Annotated in this window: 13 protein-coding genes; 8 read left to right on the forward strand and 5 right to left on the reverse strand. The window is 69.1% G+C overall.

The window, feature by feature from the left end:
* Positions 1 to 2 precede the first annotated feature (2 nt).
* The 3 genes from FB475_RS29900 to FB475_RS29910 form a co-directional block, all read right to left on the reverse strand.
* Positions 3 to 1,151, reverse strand: coding sequence for an SWIM zinc finger family protein (locus FB475_RS29900; protein WP_141860606.1), 1,149 nt, complete (start codon positions 1,149 to 1,151; stop codon positions 3 to 5).
* A complete protein-coding gene (locus FB475_RS29905; RefSeq protein ID WP_238332520.1) occupies positions 1,148 to 3,736 on the reverse strand; it encodes a DEAD/DEAH box helicase in 2,589 nt (862 codons plus the stop codon). The genes FB475_RS29900 and FB475_RS29905 overlap by 4 nt, the downstream gene beginning before the upstream one ends.
* A 224-nt stretch (positions 3,737 to 3,960) precedes the next feature.
* Positions 3,961 to 5,829, reverse strand: a complete 1,869-nt coding sequence (locus FB475_RS29910; protein WP_202878652.1) for an ABC transporter ATP-binding protein — start codon at positions 5,827 to 5,829, stop codon at positions 3,961 to 3,963.
* Between the two features lie 155 nt (positions 5,830 to 5,984).
* Here FB475_RS29910 and FB475_RS29915 point away from each other — a divergent pair, with 155 nt between their 5' ends.
* The 6 genes from FB475_RS29915 (at position 5,985) to FB475_RS29940 (ending at position 13,690) form a co-directional block, all read left to right on the forward strand.
* Positions 5,985 to 6,758 (forward strand): TetR/AcrR family transcriptional regulator, encoded by a 774-nt coding sequence (locus FB475_RS29915; RefSeq protein WP_141860610.1) that lies wholly within the window; start codon positions 5,985 to 5,987, stop codon positions 6,756 to 6,758.
* Between the two features lie 48 nt (positions 6,759 to 6,806).
* The gene (locus FB475_RS29920) at positions 6,807 to 7,481 is read left to right on the forward strand and encodes a TetR/AcrR family transcriptional regulator (protein ID WP_238332521.1); all 675 of its coding nucleotides are present in this window, start codon (positions 6,807 to 6,809) and stop codon (positions 7,479 to 7,481) included.
* Entirely contained in the window at positions 7,481 to 9,214 is a 1,734-nt protein-coding gene (locus FB475_RS29925; protein ID WP_141860611.1) for an ABC transporter ATP-binding protein, read from the forward strand. Before FB475_RS29920 ends, FB475_RS29925 begins: the two co-directional genes overlap by 1 nt.
* A complete protein-coding gene (locus FB475_RS29930; protein WP_420359233.1) occupies positions 9,211 to 11,349 on the forward strand; it encodes an ABC transporter ATP-binding protein in 2,139 nt (712 codons plus the stop codon). Before FB475_RS29925 ends, FB475_RS29930 begins: the two co-directional genes overlap by 4 nt.
* Before the next feature lie 93 nt (positions 11,350 to 11,442).
* The gene (locus FB475_RS29935; RefSeq protein WP_141860613.1) at positions 11,443 to 12,768 is read left to right on the forward strand and encodes an ABC transporter permease; all 1,326 of its coding nucleotides are present in this window, start codon (positions 11,443 to 11,445) and stop codon (positions 12,766 to 12,768) included.
* Positions 12,698 to 13,690, forward strand: a complete 993-nt coding sequence (locus FB475_RS29940) for a nucleoside hydrolase (RefSeq protein WP_141860615.1) — start codon at positions 12,698 to 12,700, stop codon at positions 13,688 to 13,690. The genes FB475_RS29935 and FB475_RS29940 overlap by 71 nt, the downstream gene beginning before the upstream one ends.
* Positions 13,691 to 13,726: 36 nt before the next feature.
* On the opposite strand, the gene FB475_RS29945 is transcribed toward FB475_RS29940, so the two are convergent.
* Positions 13,727 to 14,353, reverse strand: a complete 627-nt coding sequence (locus FB475_RS29945) for a hypothetical protein (RefSeq protein WP_141860617.1) — start codon at positions 14,351 to 14,353, stop codon at positions 13,727 to 13,729.
* Between the two features lie 150 nt (positions 14,354 to 14,503).
* On the opposite strand from FB475_RS29945, the gene FB475_RS29950 reads away from it, so the two are divergent.
* Positions 14,504 to 16,558: a sensor histidine kinase gene (locus FB475_RS29950; protein WP_141860619.1), complete on the forward strand. Its 2,055-nt coding sequence runs from the start codon at positions 14,504 to 14,506 to the stop codon at positions 16,556 to 16,558.
* On the forward strand, positions 16,551 to 17,201 hold the full coding sequence (locus tag FB475_RS29955; RefSeq protein ID WP_238332522.1) for a response regulator transcription factor: 651 nt from the start codon (positions 16,551 to 16,553) through the stop codon (positions 17,199 to 17,201). Before FB475_RS29950 ends, FB475_RS29955 begins: the two co-directional genes overlap by 8 nt.
* Here FB475_RS29955 and FB475_RS29960 read toward each other — a convergent pair whose 3' ends face one another.
* On the reverse strand, positions 17,202 to 17,783 hold the full coding sequence (locus tag FB475_RS29960) for a CGNR zinc finger domain-containing protein (protein WP_141860621.1): 582 nt from the start codon (positions 17,781 to 17,783) through the stop codon (positions 17,202 to 17,204).
* Positions 17,784 to 17,787 lie beyond the last annotated feature (4 nt).

Genomic DNA, 17,787 nt, shown 5'->3' on the forward strand with positions numbered 1-17,787 from the left:
CCTCACCCCAACCACTCGAGAACCAAGGGGTCCTTGGACGGTGGGCCGGCCGGGGTCCACGTCTCCTCGACCAACCGGTACGGATGCCACCGCCCGTGCCGGTCGAGTCTGAGCTGCGTGTCGGTTCCGACGGTCAGCCGATTGTCGGACGTGCTGACGGTCACGCCGTCGTCCGCGGCGAGTAGTTCGGTGCGGGCGCGGTTGAGCTGGGCCGCGTCGGGCGTCCAGGTGTGCTCGAGTACGTCGAGTCCGGGCGCCCCGCCGTACCTCCAGGCTTGGATGCTCAGGGCAAGGGTTTCGCCGGCCAGTTCCGGGAAGTCGGCGGCGAGCCGGACCATGTCCTGCCGTTCGTCGAGCGTTTCGGGTACGGCGGTGTTGTGGAGGAGTGCGTTCAAGACCGAGCGTGCCCTGCGGGCGGCGTCCAGCACCAGGAGTTGGAGCGTCGACGGGCCGAAGCCGTCGGGTGGTTCGATCCCGGCGACGGCCAGCTGGTCGACGGTGATCTTCGCCGGCAGCTCCGGCGGCTCGGGGAGAGCGGCCGGCGCCGCGGCGAGGACGTCGGCGACAGGCATACCGGGGGCGACAACCAGATCGACAGTTGGGGCCTGTAGTTCGTCGAGGAGCGTTTCGCGGGAGCGCCCTCTCAGAAGCAGAAGGACGAACGGATCGGCATCCAGCAGCCACGCCACCTGGTAGCACAGCGCGGCCGCGTGCTGACAGGGCAGCTCCCACGCATCGCACGTACAACTCGGATCAAGATCCCCGATCCCGGGCAACAACGCCACGCCCCCGTCGGCCGCTGCCTCGACCAGGTCGTGCGGCATCTCGCCGTCGAGGAGCGCCGCGACATGCCCGGCGCGCGCTGCAAACTGCTCCCGGAACCGCCGCCACTCGTCGTCACTCAGCTCGTCGACCCGTACGACGGCCTCGTACGTGTCCTCCGGCGCGTACACGGTCGCGGCGATCCGGCCCGGGCTGATCGTGATCGTGCCGACCTGACCCGAGTTCGCGTACCGGCGGCCCTTGCGGAGCTGGTCGTTGTCGAGCGACGTGTCCTCCAACGCCTGCACCCATGCCTGCGCCCACCACGACCGCCCGCGCGTGCTCCGCCGTTGCGCCGAGAACGCCGGAAACCCCTGCGCGGCGGTCATCGCAGACCTCCCCGCAGCTCGACGAGATCGGCCAGCTCGGCGTCGGACAGCTCGGTCAGCGCCGCCTCCCCACCGGACAGTACGGCGTCCGCGAGCTCGCGCTTGGCTGCCAGCATCCCGGCGATCCGGTCCTCAATGGTGCCTTCGGCAATCAATCGGTGCACCTGGACCGGGCGGGTCTGCCCGATCCGGTACGCACGGTCGGTCGCCTGATCCTCGACCGCCGGATTCCACCACCGGTCGTAGTGCACGACATGCTCGGCCCGGGTCAGGTTCAACCCGGTACCCGCGGCCTTCAACGACAGCAGGAACACCGGCACCTCGCCTGCCTGGAAGCGGTCGACCATCTGCTCGCGCTGCGGCACCGGTGTACCGCCGTGCAGCAGTTGCGCGCCGATCCCGCGCGAGGTGAGGTGCCGCTCGAGCAGCCGGGCCATCGCGACGTACTGTGTGAACACGAGCACGGCGCCGTCCTCGGCGAGGATCGTCTCGAGAAGTTCGTCGAGCAGTTCGAGCTTGCCCGAGCGACCGGTCAGCCGGGCGTCCTCGGGCTCCTTCAGGTACTGCGCCGGGTGGTTGCAGATCTGCTTCAGGCCGGTGAGCAGCTTCACGATCAGGCCGCGGCGCGCCATCCGGTCGCTGGCCCGGACCTCGTCCATCAGCTCGCGAACCGTTGCCTCGTACAACACCACCTGCTCGCGGGTCAGCGACACCGGCTGATCGGTCTCGGTCTTCGGCGGCAGCTCGGGCGCGATCCCCGGATCGGACTTCTTCCGCCGGAGCAGGAACGGCCGGACGAGCTTCGCGAGCCGCGCCGCGACCTCCTCGTCCTTGTCCGCCTCGATCGGCGTCGCCCACTGGTTGCGGAAGGTGCCGAGCCGGCCGAGCAGCCCGGGTGTCGTCCAGTCGAGGACCGCCCACAGCTCGGACAGGTTGTTCTCCACCGGAGTCCCGGTGAGGGCGACGCGCGCCTTGGCCGGAACGGTCCGCAACGCCTTCGCCGTACTGGACGAAGGGTTCTTCACGTGCTGCGCCTCATCCGCGACGACGAGCGCCCACGGATGCGCAGCCAGCCGTACGGCGTCGCGGCGGAGCGTGCCGTACGTCGTGAGCACGAACCCGTCCTGCGCGTCGTCGAGCGAGCGGGACGTGCCGTGGAAACGCCGCACCGGTGTGCCTGGCGCGAAGCGCTGCACCTCACGCTCCCAGTTGCCGAGGAGCGACGCGGGGCAGACGACAAGTGTCGGGCCGGCGGTCTCCGCGGACTGCTGACGATGCAGGTGAAGGGAGATGAGCGTGATCGTCTTGCCGAGGCCCATGTCGTCGGCGAGGCAACCGCCGAGGCCGAGCGACGTCATCCGGGACAGCCAGCGCAGAGCGCGGAGCTGGTAGTCGCGCAGCGTCGCCTGCAGGCCGGGTGGTGCTTCGATCGGCTCATCGGCCCGGTCCGGATCGGCGATCCGCGCGCGGAGCTCCTCGAGCCACTTGGTCGGCGTGACTGTGATCTGTTGCCCATCGACCTCGGCCGTGCCGGTCAGCGCCGCGCCGAGGGCGTCGATCGCCGTGACCGGCTTGAGGATCCGCTCGCGGGCCTTGCGGGCGAGCTCCGGGTCGATCAGCATCCACTGGTCGCGGAGCCGGACCACCGGGCGGGTCGCCTCGGCGAGCTGGTCGAGCTCGGCCTCGGTCAACGGGTCGTCGCCGACCGCGACCTGCCAGCTGAAGTCAAGTGTCCGGTCGCCCTGGAAGAAGCTCGGCAGGCTGCTCGGTGGGCCGTCGGCCGAGGTGATCGCGGCACGGGCCGTGAGGGCGCGGCCGAGGCTCTTCGGCCAGTGCAGGTCGATGCCGGCGGCCGTGAGTCGCTGGGCAGATCCGGCAAGCAGATCGGCGACCTCTTCGTCAGCGAGCTCCATGCGGTCGGGGACGGCCGAGTCGAGCAGGCGGGCGAGTGCCGGCCAGACCCGGGCGGCCCGGCGAATCGCGAGCGTCGCGTCGAGCCGCGCCCGTGGACCGAATCCCGGTACGTCGGACGACCAGACGTCGTACGCATCGCTGACAAGCGTCGGGTCCTTGAGGCTGTGCAGCTGTACGACGGCGCTGAACGTCTGCGCTTCGCTCAGCTCGACGCGCAGCGAGATACGTACGCCGGAGTCGAGCCCGGCGGAGACCTCGTCGGCCCACGTCCGCAGGCGATCCGCCCGCTGCGGGGCCGCTGCGGCGAACAGGTTCGTCTGATGCATCTTCGCGGCGCCGGGGGAGCGGGGCATGCCGTCGGCTACCGCGTCGAGGAATTGCCTGAGCAGCTCCTCGGCGACGGGCAGCCGTACTTCATCGAGGCCGGCGAGGGGGAGCGCCCGGGCGGACGGTGGCATGGACTCCGCCAGCTCCAGCACCCGGGTGATGTCGCCGGGGTCGAGCGGGCCGACCCGCCAGGCGTCGTGGCCGTCCGGTGAGACGCCGGGCAGAAGCTTGCCGCGAGCAACCAGTTGCAGTGCGACCAGCGACGCCGCACCCCAGAACGCGGCCGACGGATGCGACCCGGCCGTTCGCCGTAACCGCCCGAGCACCGGAACAGCGTCCGCCACCGGCACCTCAACTGCGCGAACGCTCCGCAGTTCACCGGTTTCCACCACAAGGTTGAGCTCGACGTGCTCGCCCACGCCGAGCGGGAGTGGGTCGCCGGTTGGGTGCCAGAAGGCGACCCGGCTCCTGCGTGGTGGATCGGCTGGTTGGAAGACGACCGCGCATCCAGCCAGTTCGTGCCCCGTGCCCAGCAAACCGACGACCTCCGTAGTAAGGAAACGAACCCTCAGACAGCTACTGCTTCACCCGGCTGATCGAACTGCGTCCGGTAGAGCTCTTCGTACCGCCCGCCGGCCGCGAGCAGCTCCACATGCCGGCCTTGCTCCACGATCCGCCCGTCCTCGATCACGAGGATCTGGTCCGCGGCCCGGATCGTCGACAACCGGTGCGCGATCACGACCGCCGTACGACCGGCAAGGGCCTCCGTCAGCGCCGCCTGCACCGCCGCCTCGTTGGTCGAGTCGAGCGCCGCGGTCGCCTCGTCGAGGATCACCACCCGCGGCTGCGCGAGCAGCAACCGCGCGATCGTCAACCGCTGCCGCTCACCACCCGACAACCGGTACCCGCGCTCGCCGACCACCGTGTCCAGCTGATCGGGCAACGACTCGATCAGCTCCCGCAACCGGGCCCGCGACAACGCGTCCCACAGCTCGTCCTCCCCAGCCTCGGGCCGTGCGAGCAGCAGATTCTCCCGGATCGAGTCGTGGAACAGGTGCCCGTCCTGCGTCACCATCCCGAGCGTCTGCCGCAACGACTCCGCGGTCACATCCCGTACGTCGACCCCGGCCAGCCGCACCGCTCCGGAGTCCACGTCGTACAACCGTGGGATCAGCTGCGCGATCGTCGACTTGCCGGCGCCGGACGAGCCCACCAGCGCCACCATCTGCCCCGGCTCGGCCCGGAACGAGACACCGTGCAGCACCTCGACGCCACCACGCGTGTCCAGTTTCGCGACCTCTTCGAGCGACGCCAGCGACACCTTGTCCGCCGACGGATACGCGAAGCTCACGTTGGCGAACTCGACCGAGACCGGTCCGTCCGGCACCCGCCCGGCATCCGGCTTGTCCTTGATCAGCGGCTCCAGGTCGAGCACCTCGAAGACCCGCTCGAAGCTCACCAGCGCCGTCATCACCTCGAGCCGCGCGCTCGCGAGCGCCGTCAGCGGCGAGTACAACCGGGTGAGCAACAGCGCCATCGACACCACCGCGCCGGCCTCGAGCTGATTCCGCAGCGCCAGGAAGCCGCCCAGCCCGTACACCACCGCGAGCGCCAGCGCCGACACCAGCGTCAGCGCGGTCACGAAGATCCACTGCACCATCGCCGTCCGGACGCCGATGTCCCGCACCCGTCGGGCCCGCACGGCGAACTCCGCCGACTCCCGAGCCGGGCGCCCGAACAGCTTCACCAAGGTCGCACCCGGCGCCGAGAACCGCTCGGTCATCTGCGTACTCATCGTCGCGTTGTAGTCGGCCGCTTCCCGCTGCAGGCCGGCCAGCCGTCTCCCGATCCGCCGCGCCGGTACGACAAAGAGCGGCAGGATGACCAGCGCCAGCAACGTGATCTGCCACGACACCCGAAGCATCACCACGAGCGTGAGGACCAGCATCACGAGGTTGCTGACCACGCCCGACAACGTGTCGCTGAACGCACGCTGTGCCCCTATCACGTCGTTGTTCAGCCGGGAGACGAGCGCGCCGGTCCGGGTCCGGGTGAAGAACGCGATCGGCATCCGCTGGATGTGGTCGAAGACCGCGGTCCGCAGATCCAGGATCAGACCTTCACCGATCCGCGCCGACAACCATCGGGTCAGCATGCTCAGCCCGGCCTCCGCGACCGCGATCACCGCGATCAGCAACGAGAGCCGCTGTACGACACTGAAAGCCTTCTCGCCGACGATCGCGTCGACGACCCGCCCGGCCAGCACCGGAGTCGCGACAGCCAGCACCGCGCCGCCCGTGCTCAGCACGAGGAACCAGACCAACTGCTTCCGGTGCGGGCGTGCGAAGGCAAGGATCCGCCGCAGGGTCGCGCGGGAGAAAGGTCTCTTCTCGTCCTGTGCGTGCATCGCGTGGTACATCGAGTTCCACGCGGTCATTTCCATACTCACTGCAGTGCTCCGCTGGCTCGGTCGGCTGGGGACGTCGATGATTCCGGACACCACCGACAAAACCGGACGCTAGAACCTCTACTGAACTCGAGGTCAACTGCGTACACTGTACGAAGAATAGCCGAACGATCAAGGTGACGCCCATGAATCAGGAGTTCAGCGGCAGTGGCGACCCGGCCAAGAGCCTCGCGCTGCTCTGGCGGCACCGGCAGGACGAGCAGCGGCCGACCCGCGGCCCGAAGCCCGCGCTGACCGTCGACCAGATCGTCACGGCCGCCCTGGAGATCGCCGACGCCGAGGGGTTGTCCGCGATGTCGATGCGCCGGGTCGCCGACGAACTCGGCGTCGGCGCGATGACGCTGTACCGGTACTTCCCGGGCAAGGGCGAGCTGCTCGATGTCATGCTCGACACCGTGTACGGCGAGCTGCCGCGTCGCGTCGTACCGGGGGACTGGCGAGCCCGGCTGGACGAGGTGGCCCGGGAGAACCGGGAGCTGTACCTGCGGCATCCGTGGCTGCTCCAGGTCGCGACGAGCCGGCCGCCACTTGGGCCGAACGTGCTGGCGAAGTACGAGTGGGAGCTGACCGCCGTCGACGGCATCGGGCTCTGCGACATCGAGATGGACGCGACCGTCGCGCTGGTCAACGGCTACGTGCACGGCGCGGTCCGGACGGCGGTCGAGGCGCGGCAGGTGATCCAGCGATCGGGGATGACCGACAAGGAATGGTGGCTGGCGCACGTCCCGCACCTGGACCAGATCGGCGACCTGGAGAAGTTCCCGCTCTCGGCCCGGGTCGGGACCGCTGTCGGGAATGAGTTCGATGCCCCGTACGATACCGAACATGCGTTCGAATACGGTCTGGAACGGGTGCTCGACGGCGTGTCCGTGCTGGTCGCGAACCGGCGTGCGCCATAGGCGTAAATGCAGTTGTGAGTGAGTACTCACTCAGTTACCGTGGATGCCGTGAGTCCACGAGCCACCCCACTGCCCCCTGAGGAACGCCGCGCTGCCATCGTGCAGGCTGCGCTGCCGCTGCTCGAGGAGTTCGGCGCGGAGGTGAGCACCAAGCAGATCGCCGAGGCGGCCGGGATCGCCGAGGGGACGATCTTCCGCGCGTTCGGTAGCAAGGACGCGCTGATCGAGGCGGCGATGGCCACGGTGTTCGACCTGTCCGACCTGATCGACGACCTGCGGAACGTGGACCGGTCGCTGCCGCTGCGGGAGCGCACCATCGCCGCTGTGGAGATCCGGCAGACCGGCCTCCGCCGGGTGTTCAAGCTGCTGTTCTCGCTGCGGCTGCGGCGGCCGCCTGACTTCCGCAACTCGACCCCGCTGGACGAGGAACGCCGCCAGCACCAGCAGGATCTGGCCGCCGCCGCGTTCGCCGACCTGCTCCGTCCCGACGCGGACCAGTTGAGCTACACGCCGGAAGAGGTCGTCCGCCGGCTCGGCATGCTCATCTTCTCCGCCACCCACCCAATGATTTCCGGCGGCCAGGTGCTGACCGCCGAGGAGATCGTCGACTTCGCGTTCGACGGTGTCCGCAAACGCACCACAACAGGTCAGCCACCTGCCACCGAGGACGTCGCCGGGCTCGCATCCGTCGGCGGCCGCCGTCACGACTCTGGGGATGATTGATGTTAGTTCGAGTCTTGCGTACGCACCTGCGTCCGTACGCGGGAAACCTGCTCCTGGTGGTGGTCCTGCAACTCGTCGGGACGATCGCCTCCCTCTACCTGCCCACCCTGAACGCCGACATCATCGACAACGGTGTGGCCAAGGGTGACACCGGCTACATCATGGGCACCGGCGGCTGGATGCTGGGCGTCAGCGTGCTGCAGATCGCCTGCACGATCACCGCGGTGTACTTCGGTGCGAAGACGGCCGCGCTGTTCGGCCGGGACGTCCGCGCGGCGGTGTTCCACCGGGTCGGCGAGTTCTCCGCCCGCGAGGTCAACCAGTTCGGTGCGCCGACGCTGATCTCCCGCAGTACCAACGACGTCCAGCAGATCCAGATGCTGGTCGTGATGACCACGACGATGCTGGTCGCGGCGCCGATCACGATGATCGGCGGCATCATCATGGCGGTCCGCCAGGACGTCGGCCTGTCCTGGCTGGTCGTCGTCGCGGTCCCGCTGCTGGCCGGTTGTGTCGGCTTCATCGCCAGCCGGATGGTGCCGCAGTTCCGCAAGATGCAGAAGAACATCGACGGCGTGAACCGGGTGCTGCGCGAGCAGATCTCCGGGATCCGGGTGGTCCGGGCGTTCGTCCGGGAGCCGCACGAGGTCGAGCGGTTCGGCGAGGCGAACGCGAACCTGACCGACACCGCGATCCGGGCCGGCCGGCTGATGGCGCTGGTGTTCCCGACCGTGATGCTGATCCTGAACGTGTCCAGCGTCGCGGTGCTGTGGTTCGGTGCCTCCCGGATCGAGGACGGGAAGATGGAGGTCGGCGCGTTGACCGCGTTCCTCAGCTACCTGATCCAGATCCTGTTCTCGGTGATGATGGGCGTGTTCGTGATGATCATGGTGCCGCGCGCCTCGGTCTGCGCGGACCGGATCTCCGAGGTACTCGACACCGAGTCGTCGGTGCGGCCGCCGGTCACGCCGATCAAGAGCTTCACGGGCCGCGGCCAGCTGGTCTTCGAGCGGGCCTCGTTCAAGTACCCGGGTGCGGCCGAGCCGGTGCTGCGGGACATCAGTTTCGTCGCATCGCCGGGGCAGACGACCGCGATCATCGGCAGCACCGGCGCCGGTAAGACCACGCTGCTCTCGCTGGTGCCGCGGTTGATCGACGCGACCGAGGGACGCGTGCTCGTCGACGGGATCGACGTACGCGACATCGACCCCGAGGCGCTGTGGGAGCGGATCGGCCTGGTGCCGCAGCGGCCGTACCTCTTCTCCGGGTCGGTGGCCAGCAACCTGCGGTACGGCAACCCGGACGCCACCGACGAGGAGCTCTGGGAGGCGCTGGAGATTGCCCAGGGCAAGGACTTCGTCGAGGCGATGCCGGACGGGCTGAACTCGCCGATCGCCCAGGGCGGTACGAACGTGTCCGGCGGTCAGCGGCAACGGCTCGCGATCGCGCGGGCGCTGGTCCGGAAACCGGAGATCTACCTGTTCGACGACTCGTTCTCCGCGCTCGACCTGGCGACCGACGCCCGGCTGCGGGCCGCGCTGCGCCCGGTCACCCGGGACGCCTGCATGGTGGTCGTCGCGCAGCGGGTCTCCACCATCATCGACGCCGACCAGATCGTGGTGATCGAGGACGGCGCGATCGTCGGCAAGGGGAGCCATCAGGAGTTGCTCGACACGTGTCCGACGTACGTCGAGATCGTCGAGTCCCAGCGTTCCGCGGAGGAGGCGGCATGAGCGACAACCAGAAGCCGTCCTCGAACGGTCAGGGCCCCAAGGACCAGGCCCCGAACGGAGCAACTGCGAACGGTGCGGGTGCGAAGGGCCAGGCTGCCAACGGGCAGGCGCCGGAGGGTGGTGGGCCGGCGACCGTGAAGGCGACCGAGCGGCCGACGACCGGCCGCGCGTTCGGTCCGCCGGGAGGTATCCCGGGGGACAAGTCGATGAACTTCCTGCCGTCGGCGAAGCGCCTGCTCGGGCGGCTGCGGCCGTACCGTCTGCAGGTCGCGGGCGTCGTTCTGCTGGCGATCTGCAGTGTCGGCCTGTCGGTGCTCGGCCCGAAGATCCTCGGTCGCGCGACCGACGTGATCTTCGCCGGCGCGATCGGCAAGCGGCTGCCGAGCGGCGTCAGCAAGGCGCAGGTGATCGAACAGTACCGGGCCTCAGGCAACAACCGGCTCGCAGACCTGCTGCAAGGGATCGACCTGGTGCCGGGTGTCGGTATCGACTTCGATGCCCTGCGCAACGTCCTGATGCTGGTGCTCGCGCTGTACGTCGGCGCGTTCTTCCTGTCCTGGGCGCAGGGCTACATCCTCAACGGTGTCGTCCAGCGCACGATCCTCGGTCTGCGCGCCGAGGTCGAGGAGAAGCTGAACCGGCTGCCGTTGAGCTACTTCGACGGCGCGCCACGCGGCGAGCTGCTCAGCCGGGTGACCAACGACATCGACAACATCTCGACCAGCCTGCAGCAGACGCTGAGCCAGCTGCTCACCTCGCTGCTGACGGTGATCGGTGTGATCACGATGATGTTCGTGATCTCGCCGGTGCTGGCACTGATCGCGCTGATCACGATCCCGCTGTCGATGGTGCTGACCGCGGTGATCGCGAAGCGCTCGCAGGTCCGGTTCGTCCAGCAGTGGCGGCACACCGGTGCGCTGAACGGTCAGATCGAGGAGGCGTTCACCGGGCACGAGCTGGTGAAGGTCTTCGGCCGGCAGAAGGAGATCGAGGCCAGCTTCCAGGCGAAGAACGACGAGCTCTTCAAGGCCGCGTTCGGTGCACAGTTCATCTCCGGGCTGATCATGCCGCTGATGATGTTCATCGGGAACGTCAACTACGTCGTGATCGCGGTGATCGGCGGTCTGCGGGTCGCGTCCGGGACGATGTCGCTCGGCGACGTCCAGGCCTTCATCCAGTACTCCCGGCAGTTCACCCAGCCGCTGACCCAGGTCGCCTCGATGGCGAACCTGCTGCAGTCCGGGGTGGCGTCCGCGGAGCGTGTGTTCGAGGTACTGGACGCGGAGGAGCAGGTGCCGGACGACGCGACGCCGGTGCAGGTCTCCGACTCCCGCGGGCGGGTCGAGTTCGAGCACGTTTCGTTCTCGTACGACCCTGACAAGCCGCTGATCACCGACCTGAGCCTGGTCGCCGAACCCGGCCAGACGGTCGCGATCGTCGGCCCGACCGGAGCCGGCAAGACCACGCTGGTGAACCTGATCATGCGGTTCTACGAGCTGAACGGCGGCCGGATCACGCTCGACGGTGTCGACATCACCGAGCTGACCCGGCACGACCTGCGCTCGCGGATCGGCATGGTGCTGCAGGACACCTGGCTGTTCGGCGGCACGATCCGGGACAACCTGCTGTACGGCAACCTGAACGCCACCGAGGAGGACATGCTCGCGGCGGCGAAGGCGACGTACGTCGACCGCTTCGTCCACAGCCTCCCCGACGGCTACGACACGGTCATCGACGAGGAAGGCAGCAACGTCAGCGCCGGTGAGAAGCAGCTGCTGACCATCGCCCGTGCGTTCCTGGCCGACCCGCAGTTGCTGATCCTGGACGAGGCGACGAGCTCGGTCGACACGCGTACGGAGGTCCTGGTCCAACGCGCCATGGCCGCCCTGCGCTCCGACCGCACGAGCTTCGTCATCGCCCACCGCCTCTCCACCATCCGCGACGCCGACCTGATCCTGGTGATGGAGAACGGCGCCATCGTCGAACAGGGCAACCACACCGAACTACTGGGCCTGGACGGCGCCTACGCCCGCCTCTACAACGCCCAGTTCAGCGGCGCCGTAGTAGACATCGACGAAGAAGCAGCAGCCCTAACCGCACCCCCCACCCCAGCCGCCCGCCCCATGGCCCGCTGACAGAACCGGACGGGGACGCCGCACAGGCGTCCCCGTTCTCCTGCCTGTGGATAACGTCCGCGGCACCTGCGCCGCCTGTGGCGTACTTGATCCATGGCAACCGAGGCAGAGTCCCTGCGGCGACGTGGCAACCAACGGGCACAGGCAATCGGCGCGAAGCTTGGCCTGACGGATCCAGCCGCCCTGGCCACCCTCCGAGACGCCTACCTCGTCACCTACGAATTCCCGGCTCCGCTGATGGTCCGAGTAGCCGACGACATGCTGGCCGACCTTCGCGCGGACGTCGGATCCCGCCGTACGGACCGGATCCTCGGACTGGGCCGGGACGGTCACCATCTGGCGTTTGCGATGGGAATGCTTGATCACGACTTCATCCGGCGGAATTGTTCGAACCTCGTCGTGTCGCGAGCTCTGGTCGAGAACGCAGTGCAGGACCTCGAGAATCACCAGCGGATGAGCTTCCCGCAGATCGACGGTTTCCGGCGGGTCGCGTCCCGGGTGAACCCTGCCGACACCGTGGGTGGTTTCCACGTGCTGAGCGAGTACCTGCAGCTGCGTGGGGTGCCGGTCGGCCGGCCGGGGAGCCGCGTGACCGTGTTCGACACGAGCTTCAAGGGCACGGTGCAAGAGCTCTTGTCGGCGGTGTATCCAGAGACCACCTTCACTGGGCGGTACGCGTTCCACGGCGCCTCGCCGTACGACCCGCATCCGGGGAGCAAGAAGGGGTACGAAGTACACCTGTCTGCTACTGAAGGACGCGGTGGACTACCGCTGTACGAACTGCCGGCAGACGTCTCCAAGACGTTCGCACATCAGCTCGCGCTCAACAGCGTCGAGGAGTTGTTGGACGGGCCGATGTCGAGTCCGGTACGAATCGGCGCAGCAGGCCCCGAACAAACCGGTCAGCGCCATCGGCCGGCCCTGCTCGACGGTCTGAGCCGCGGCCGGATCTCGCCGCGTCTGCAGGACCCTGCGGTGCGTGAAGGAGTCAAGGTGATGAACCTCCACGCCGTGGCTGATCTCGCCGGGGATGTCGCGCGAGTACGCGATGCCGGAGGCAACTATCGTGCCTGGTTGGACGACTGGGCGCAGCGCTACCGCATGGAGGTCCGCGCCTGGATCAGCGGCGGATCCACCAATCCGCGGCTGGCGGAGTTCCTCGACTCGTTCGTACATCGCGCGGACAAGAGGCAGGTCGACTTGCTCCAGAAGACGCTCGACCGGGCTCAGGTTCCCGAGGCCGCGCGGGAGTCGATCTGGGCAGCGTACGAGCAGTGTGGCAGCGATGGGGACAAGAAGGTCTTCGTGGAGAATGTTCTGAACTCGACTCGGGCAGGCGGAGGTAGTGATGGGCGGCGGGAAGGAAGACGACCCGGAGGGCGAGTGGACGGCCCTGGCCGGGACGACCGCGGGCTTTGAGGAGTTCGAGGACATGGCGGACGCGATGCTTCAGGACGGGCCGCCGCCGCGGGTCGGCCCGCCAGCGATTGCCAAGGCGCCGATGATCATCGACACCGACCTGGGTGGGGACCCGGACGACACTGTCGCGTTGGTGGTAGCAGCCCGCCGAGTGCCTGAGCTGGCATTGGTGGTGACGAGTGACGAGTACGGCGGGGAGCGGGCTCGGCTCGTGCGGTACCTGCTGGATCTGCTCGGCCGGGCGGACGTCCGTGTGGTGGCAGGGGCCGATCTCGGGAACAGCCGGATGTGGGTGATGGACGGAGTCTGTCCTGCCGACGTGCCCCGGCAGGGCGACGATGTGGTCGGTGCGATCGAGGAGGTCTGCTCCGGGGCCGAGGGCCGGGTCCGCTGGGTCGGCATGGGACCGCTGTCGAGCCTCGCGCGGCTGCAGCAGGAGGCTCCGGTGCTGGTGCCACAGCTGGCCGTTACGCAGATGGGCGGAGCGATCAAGTATCGGGATCCGTCGCGGGCCGAGCACAACTTCCGGGTGGACGCCGAGGCGGCGATCCGGATGCTGCCCGAACTCGGGCGGTGGAATCCGAGGTTCGTGGTGTCGGACGTGACGTTCACCCCGGCGATGGAAATCACCCGCGAGTCCGCGCTCTACCAGCGCTGGGGTCGCTCCGGCGCCAGACCGTGGGAGCGGGTGCTGCGTCAGCACTTCGACCGCTGGATGGCCAAGTACCCAGGGTCAATGCAGCACGACGCCCTGACGCTCGCGGCTGCGATGTTGTGGCCGGGGGTGCGGTTTGTGCGGGAGCGGGTGGCGCTGGATGACAGGGCGCGGATGAGTCTCAGTGCCGGGGGAGTTGAGATTGCGATGTCGGTCTCGGCGGACTACTCCGCGTTCTTCGCCTGGCTGGAGGAGGCGCTCAGATGACCAAAAGGGGGCCGCCGGATGACGGCCCCCTTCATGTCAGTGCTGTGGTAGGACCAGTTTTGGGCGGAGGGCTAGTAGGACGCCTAGGGTGGCGTAGCCCATGAGTAGGTGGGTGCCGCCTACCCAGGTTGCGGGGCCGTCGCCGAGGAAGACCGACGTCGGGACGGTGACGATCGCCCAGCTCTCGGCGACCAGCGGCCACCAGCGGAGGGCGCCGCGCCAGCGGGCCGTGAGGGCCAGCTTGACCGCGATCACGGCCATGCCAAGCATCGACAGTGGCCAGCAGATGTCCAGGAACGCCAGCCACACCGCGCCTTGCAGGTTCGTGGGCAGCACTCCATGGAGCAGCGACCAGATGCTCGCCAGCCCGAGGATCACGGCCTCGACCTTGAGCAGGACGGTGGACTTCCCGGTCGCCCGGGTCTTGATCTGAATCGTCAGCAGACAGAACACCCCGAGCTGGAAGGCCAGCCCGGCGAGGTCGCCGATCCTGCCTTCGGTGCCCTTCGGATCCGGCGTCCAGGTGAAAATACTGGCCGCCCAGATCAGGGTCCCGGTCGTCAGGCCGAGTCCGAGCCGCCGGATCGTCCGTTCCGACACGCGACCCGGCTGTGTCGGTGTCGCCGCGGCGTCGGTTCGGGCCCTGGCGGGTGATGTGGTCATTGCGGTTCCTCCCCCTGAGGTTGTCGTGCCGTCGACTCTGCCGGGTCCGGCGTCCCGCTCGGCAGGGCGCGGAGTCACTCGGGTTGTCCCGAATGCAGACGGGACAACTGACCCGGGACGGCAGGACACCCCGTACGTCACAATGCTTGCGTGGGGGAGGACACCAGGAGGGGATGGGGGCCGGCTGTACTCGGGGCAGCCGCGCTCCTGCTCTGCGTCGTCACGGTCCTGCTCGACATCCGGAACGGATCGAACGCGCCCGCAGCGGCGGAGCTCGACCGTGGATGGACCGCGGCGCTGTCGGGTCTCGCGCAGGTCGTGCCCGGGCTGCTGCTCCTGCACCGGCTGCCTCGCCACGCCGTCGCCTGGATCCTCACCTGCTCCGGTCTGCTCTGGATCGTCGACGGATTCGCCTCGAGTTGGGCGACGTACGCCGTCTACACCGTCCCGGACTCGCCCGGTGCGTCAGCGGCCTACTGGTTCTACTCACGCGTCGGCGCATTCCTGCTGCTCGGACTGCCGCTGCTCATCCTGCTCTTCCCGGACGGGAAGCTGCCGACTGCACGGCTGTGGCGGTTGATGTCGATCGCCAGCCTCGCCGTGACAACACTGTTGCCGGCACTGCTGCTGGTCGCGCCGATGAGTGTGATGGAGCGTTACCAGCGATCCGCGCTGCCGCCGGAGATCACCCGGTTGGCACTGGACCCGATCAGCATCAACCTCCCGTACGGCGTCTGGTCCGCGCTGCTGCGCGTCGCCTACTTGGGTGTGATCGTCAGCCTGGTGGTGCCGTTCGCCGTCACCGTGCACCGCTACCGCTCCGCCGAACGCGAGCGCCGTACGCAGATCCGCTGGCTGATGTGGGCGGCGCTGGTCGACATGCTGGTGCTGATCGTGCCGCTGGAGAGCCCACCGACGGTCCCGGCGCTGCTGTTCGCGCTGGCCATCGCGCTCACCTCGGCGGCGATCGTGGTTGCCGTGAGCAAGCATCGGCTGTACGAGGTCGACCGGTTGCTGTCGGCCACCTTCCTGTATGGCGTCCTGGCGGCGCTCGTGGTCGGTGTCGACCTCGCGGTGTTCGCCGTCGCCGGTGGAGTGCTCGGTGAGCGGGACGCCGCGCTGGTGGCGATCGCCGTGGTCGCGATCGTGTACGCGCCGTTGCGGAGCCGGCTGTGGCGATGGGCCCGGCGGCTGGTACGAGGCTCCCGGGACGACCCGTACGCGACGATGGCCGCGTTGGCCGAGCGGCTCGAGTCGGCCGCTGGTTCCAGCGACCAGCTTCGCGCGGTCGCGCGTACGGTGGCGGAGGCGTTCCGGTTGCCGTACGTCCGGGTGGAGATCGACCGGCCGGGTGGTGAGCGAGTCGTCATCGAGCACGGCCGCGAGACCGGACCGGCGCACGCCTTGCCGGTGGGGTATCGCGGTGAGCCGATCGGACGGCTGGCATTCTGCGCAGGGACCGGTGCCGCGCTGTCCGAGCGCGACCAACGACTGCTGGGAGACCTGGTCCGGCAGGCCGCTGCCGCCGCGCGGGCGAGCGAGCTGAGCGCGGAACTGCAGGCCGGCCGACGCCGGCTCGTCGCGGCACGGGAGGAGGAACGGCGCCGGCTGCGCCGCGACCTGCACGACAGCCTCGGCCCCAGCCTCGGCGCCGTCGCGTTGCGGATCGAGACCGCCCGCAATCTGTCGGCGGCCGCTCCTGCCGAGGCGGATCGGATGCTCGAACAGGCCGCCACCGAGGTGACCGCCGCGCTGGCCGACGTACGCCGGTTGGTCCACGACTTGCGGCCGCCGGCGCTCGACGAGCTCGGGCTCGTCCGGGCGATCGAGCAGCAGGCCGAGCGTTTCCGGCTCGGCGGGCTGACGGTCGCTGTGGACGCGGATCCGCTCGGGACCTTGCCGGCCGGAGTCGAGGTGGCGGCGTACCGGATCGCGTCCGAGGCGCTGACCAACGTGGCCCGACACGCGGCGGCGTCCCGCTGTGACATCGTGCTGCGGTTGGCGGACACGATGCTGGAGTTGTCGGTGACGGACGACGGGACGGGAATCGGTGAGCAGGTGCGTGCGGGCGTGGGCATGTTGTCGGTGCGCGAGCGGGCCGCTGAGCTCGGGGGAGTGTGCAGCGTGACGTGTCCGCCGGGCGGCGGTACGGCGGTCCGCGTCCGGTTGCCGTTGGACGCCGTACCGGAGGTGGTTCGTGGCTGAGACGGTACGTGTACTGCTCGCGGACGATCATCCGGTGTATCGCGACGGGCTGGCCGCGTTACTCGGGTCGCTGGACGGCGTCGAGGTCGTCGGTACGGCGGCCGACGGGGTGGAGGCTGTCGACGGTGCCCGCGAGCTGCAGCCGGACGTAGTGGTGATGGACGTGCAGATGCCGCGCCTGGACGGGATCGAGGCGACCCGGGCGATCACCGCGGACAGCCCGCACATCGGGGTCGTGGTACTGACGATGGCCGAGGAGGACCAGACGCTGTTCGCGGCGATGCGGGCCGGCGCCCGCGGGTACCTGCTGAAGGGCGCGAACCAGGGCGAGATCGTCCGGGCGATCACCGCGGTCGCGCAGGGCGAGGCGATCTTCGGGCCGGCGATCGCGCGGCGGGTGGCCGAGTTCTTCGCCGCGGCACCGGCCGCCACGCCGGGCAGCCCGTTCCCGCAGCTGACCGCGCGCGAGCACGAGATCCTCGCGCTCGTCGCGGCCGGCCGCTCCAACGGCCAGATCGCCACCGAGCTCTACCTGTCGCCGAAGACCGTCCGCAACAACGTCTCGAACATCTTCGCCAAACTCCACGTCGCCGACCGCGCCGAAGCCATCATCCGAGCCCGCAACGCCGGCCTCGGCCACTGACTAACCCGCGGTACGCCGCGCGTACGCACGGGCCGCGCGAACCCGGTCGCCGCAGCGGGTCGAGCACCACTGGCGGCGGCCGTGGCGGATCAGGTACCGGTTGCACGGCGCGGAGTCGCAGGCAGTCAGGGCTTCGGCTTCGGGGCTGGTGAGCAGATCGGCTGCGCTGGCGGCGATGGTGGCCAGTGCGTGGTCAAGTATTTCGTTCGTTGGGCAGGCGGTCGCTCGGTAAGGGCCGGTCTTGTCGTCCCACCGAAGGAGAGGTGTCGTCGGGACCCGGGTGAGGGCGTCGTTCACGGCGTCCAGTGCCGCCGGGAGGGCCGGGGCTCCGACGACGCGCGCGGCCAGGAGCGAGCGGACGTGTTCGCGGAGGGCGCGGAGTTGACTCGCGCACATCTCCTGTACGTCGGCGTCGTCCGGCGCCAGGCCGTGTGCGGTGAGCCAACCGTTGACGGACGCGGGGCTGCCGAGCAGGTCGACGTACTGACCGCCGGGGAGCGCGATGGCGGTGTTGGCGAAGTCCAGCGCGAGCCAGGTGTCGGCGCCCGGAGCGGGCGGCAGCGGCGCGATCGGATCCGGCATGCCT

The organism is Kribbella jejuensis (genome assembly GCF_006715085.1).
Lineage (GTDB): Bacteria > Actinomycetota > Actinomycetes > Propionibacteriales > Kribbellaceae > Kribbella > Kribbella jejuensis.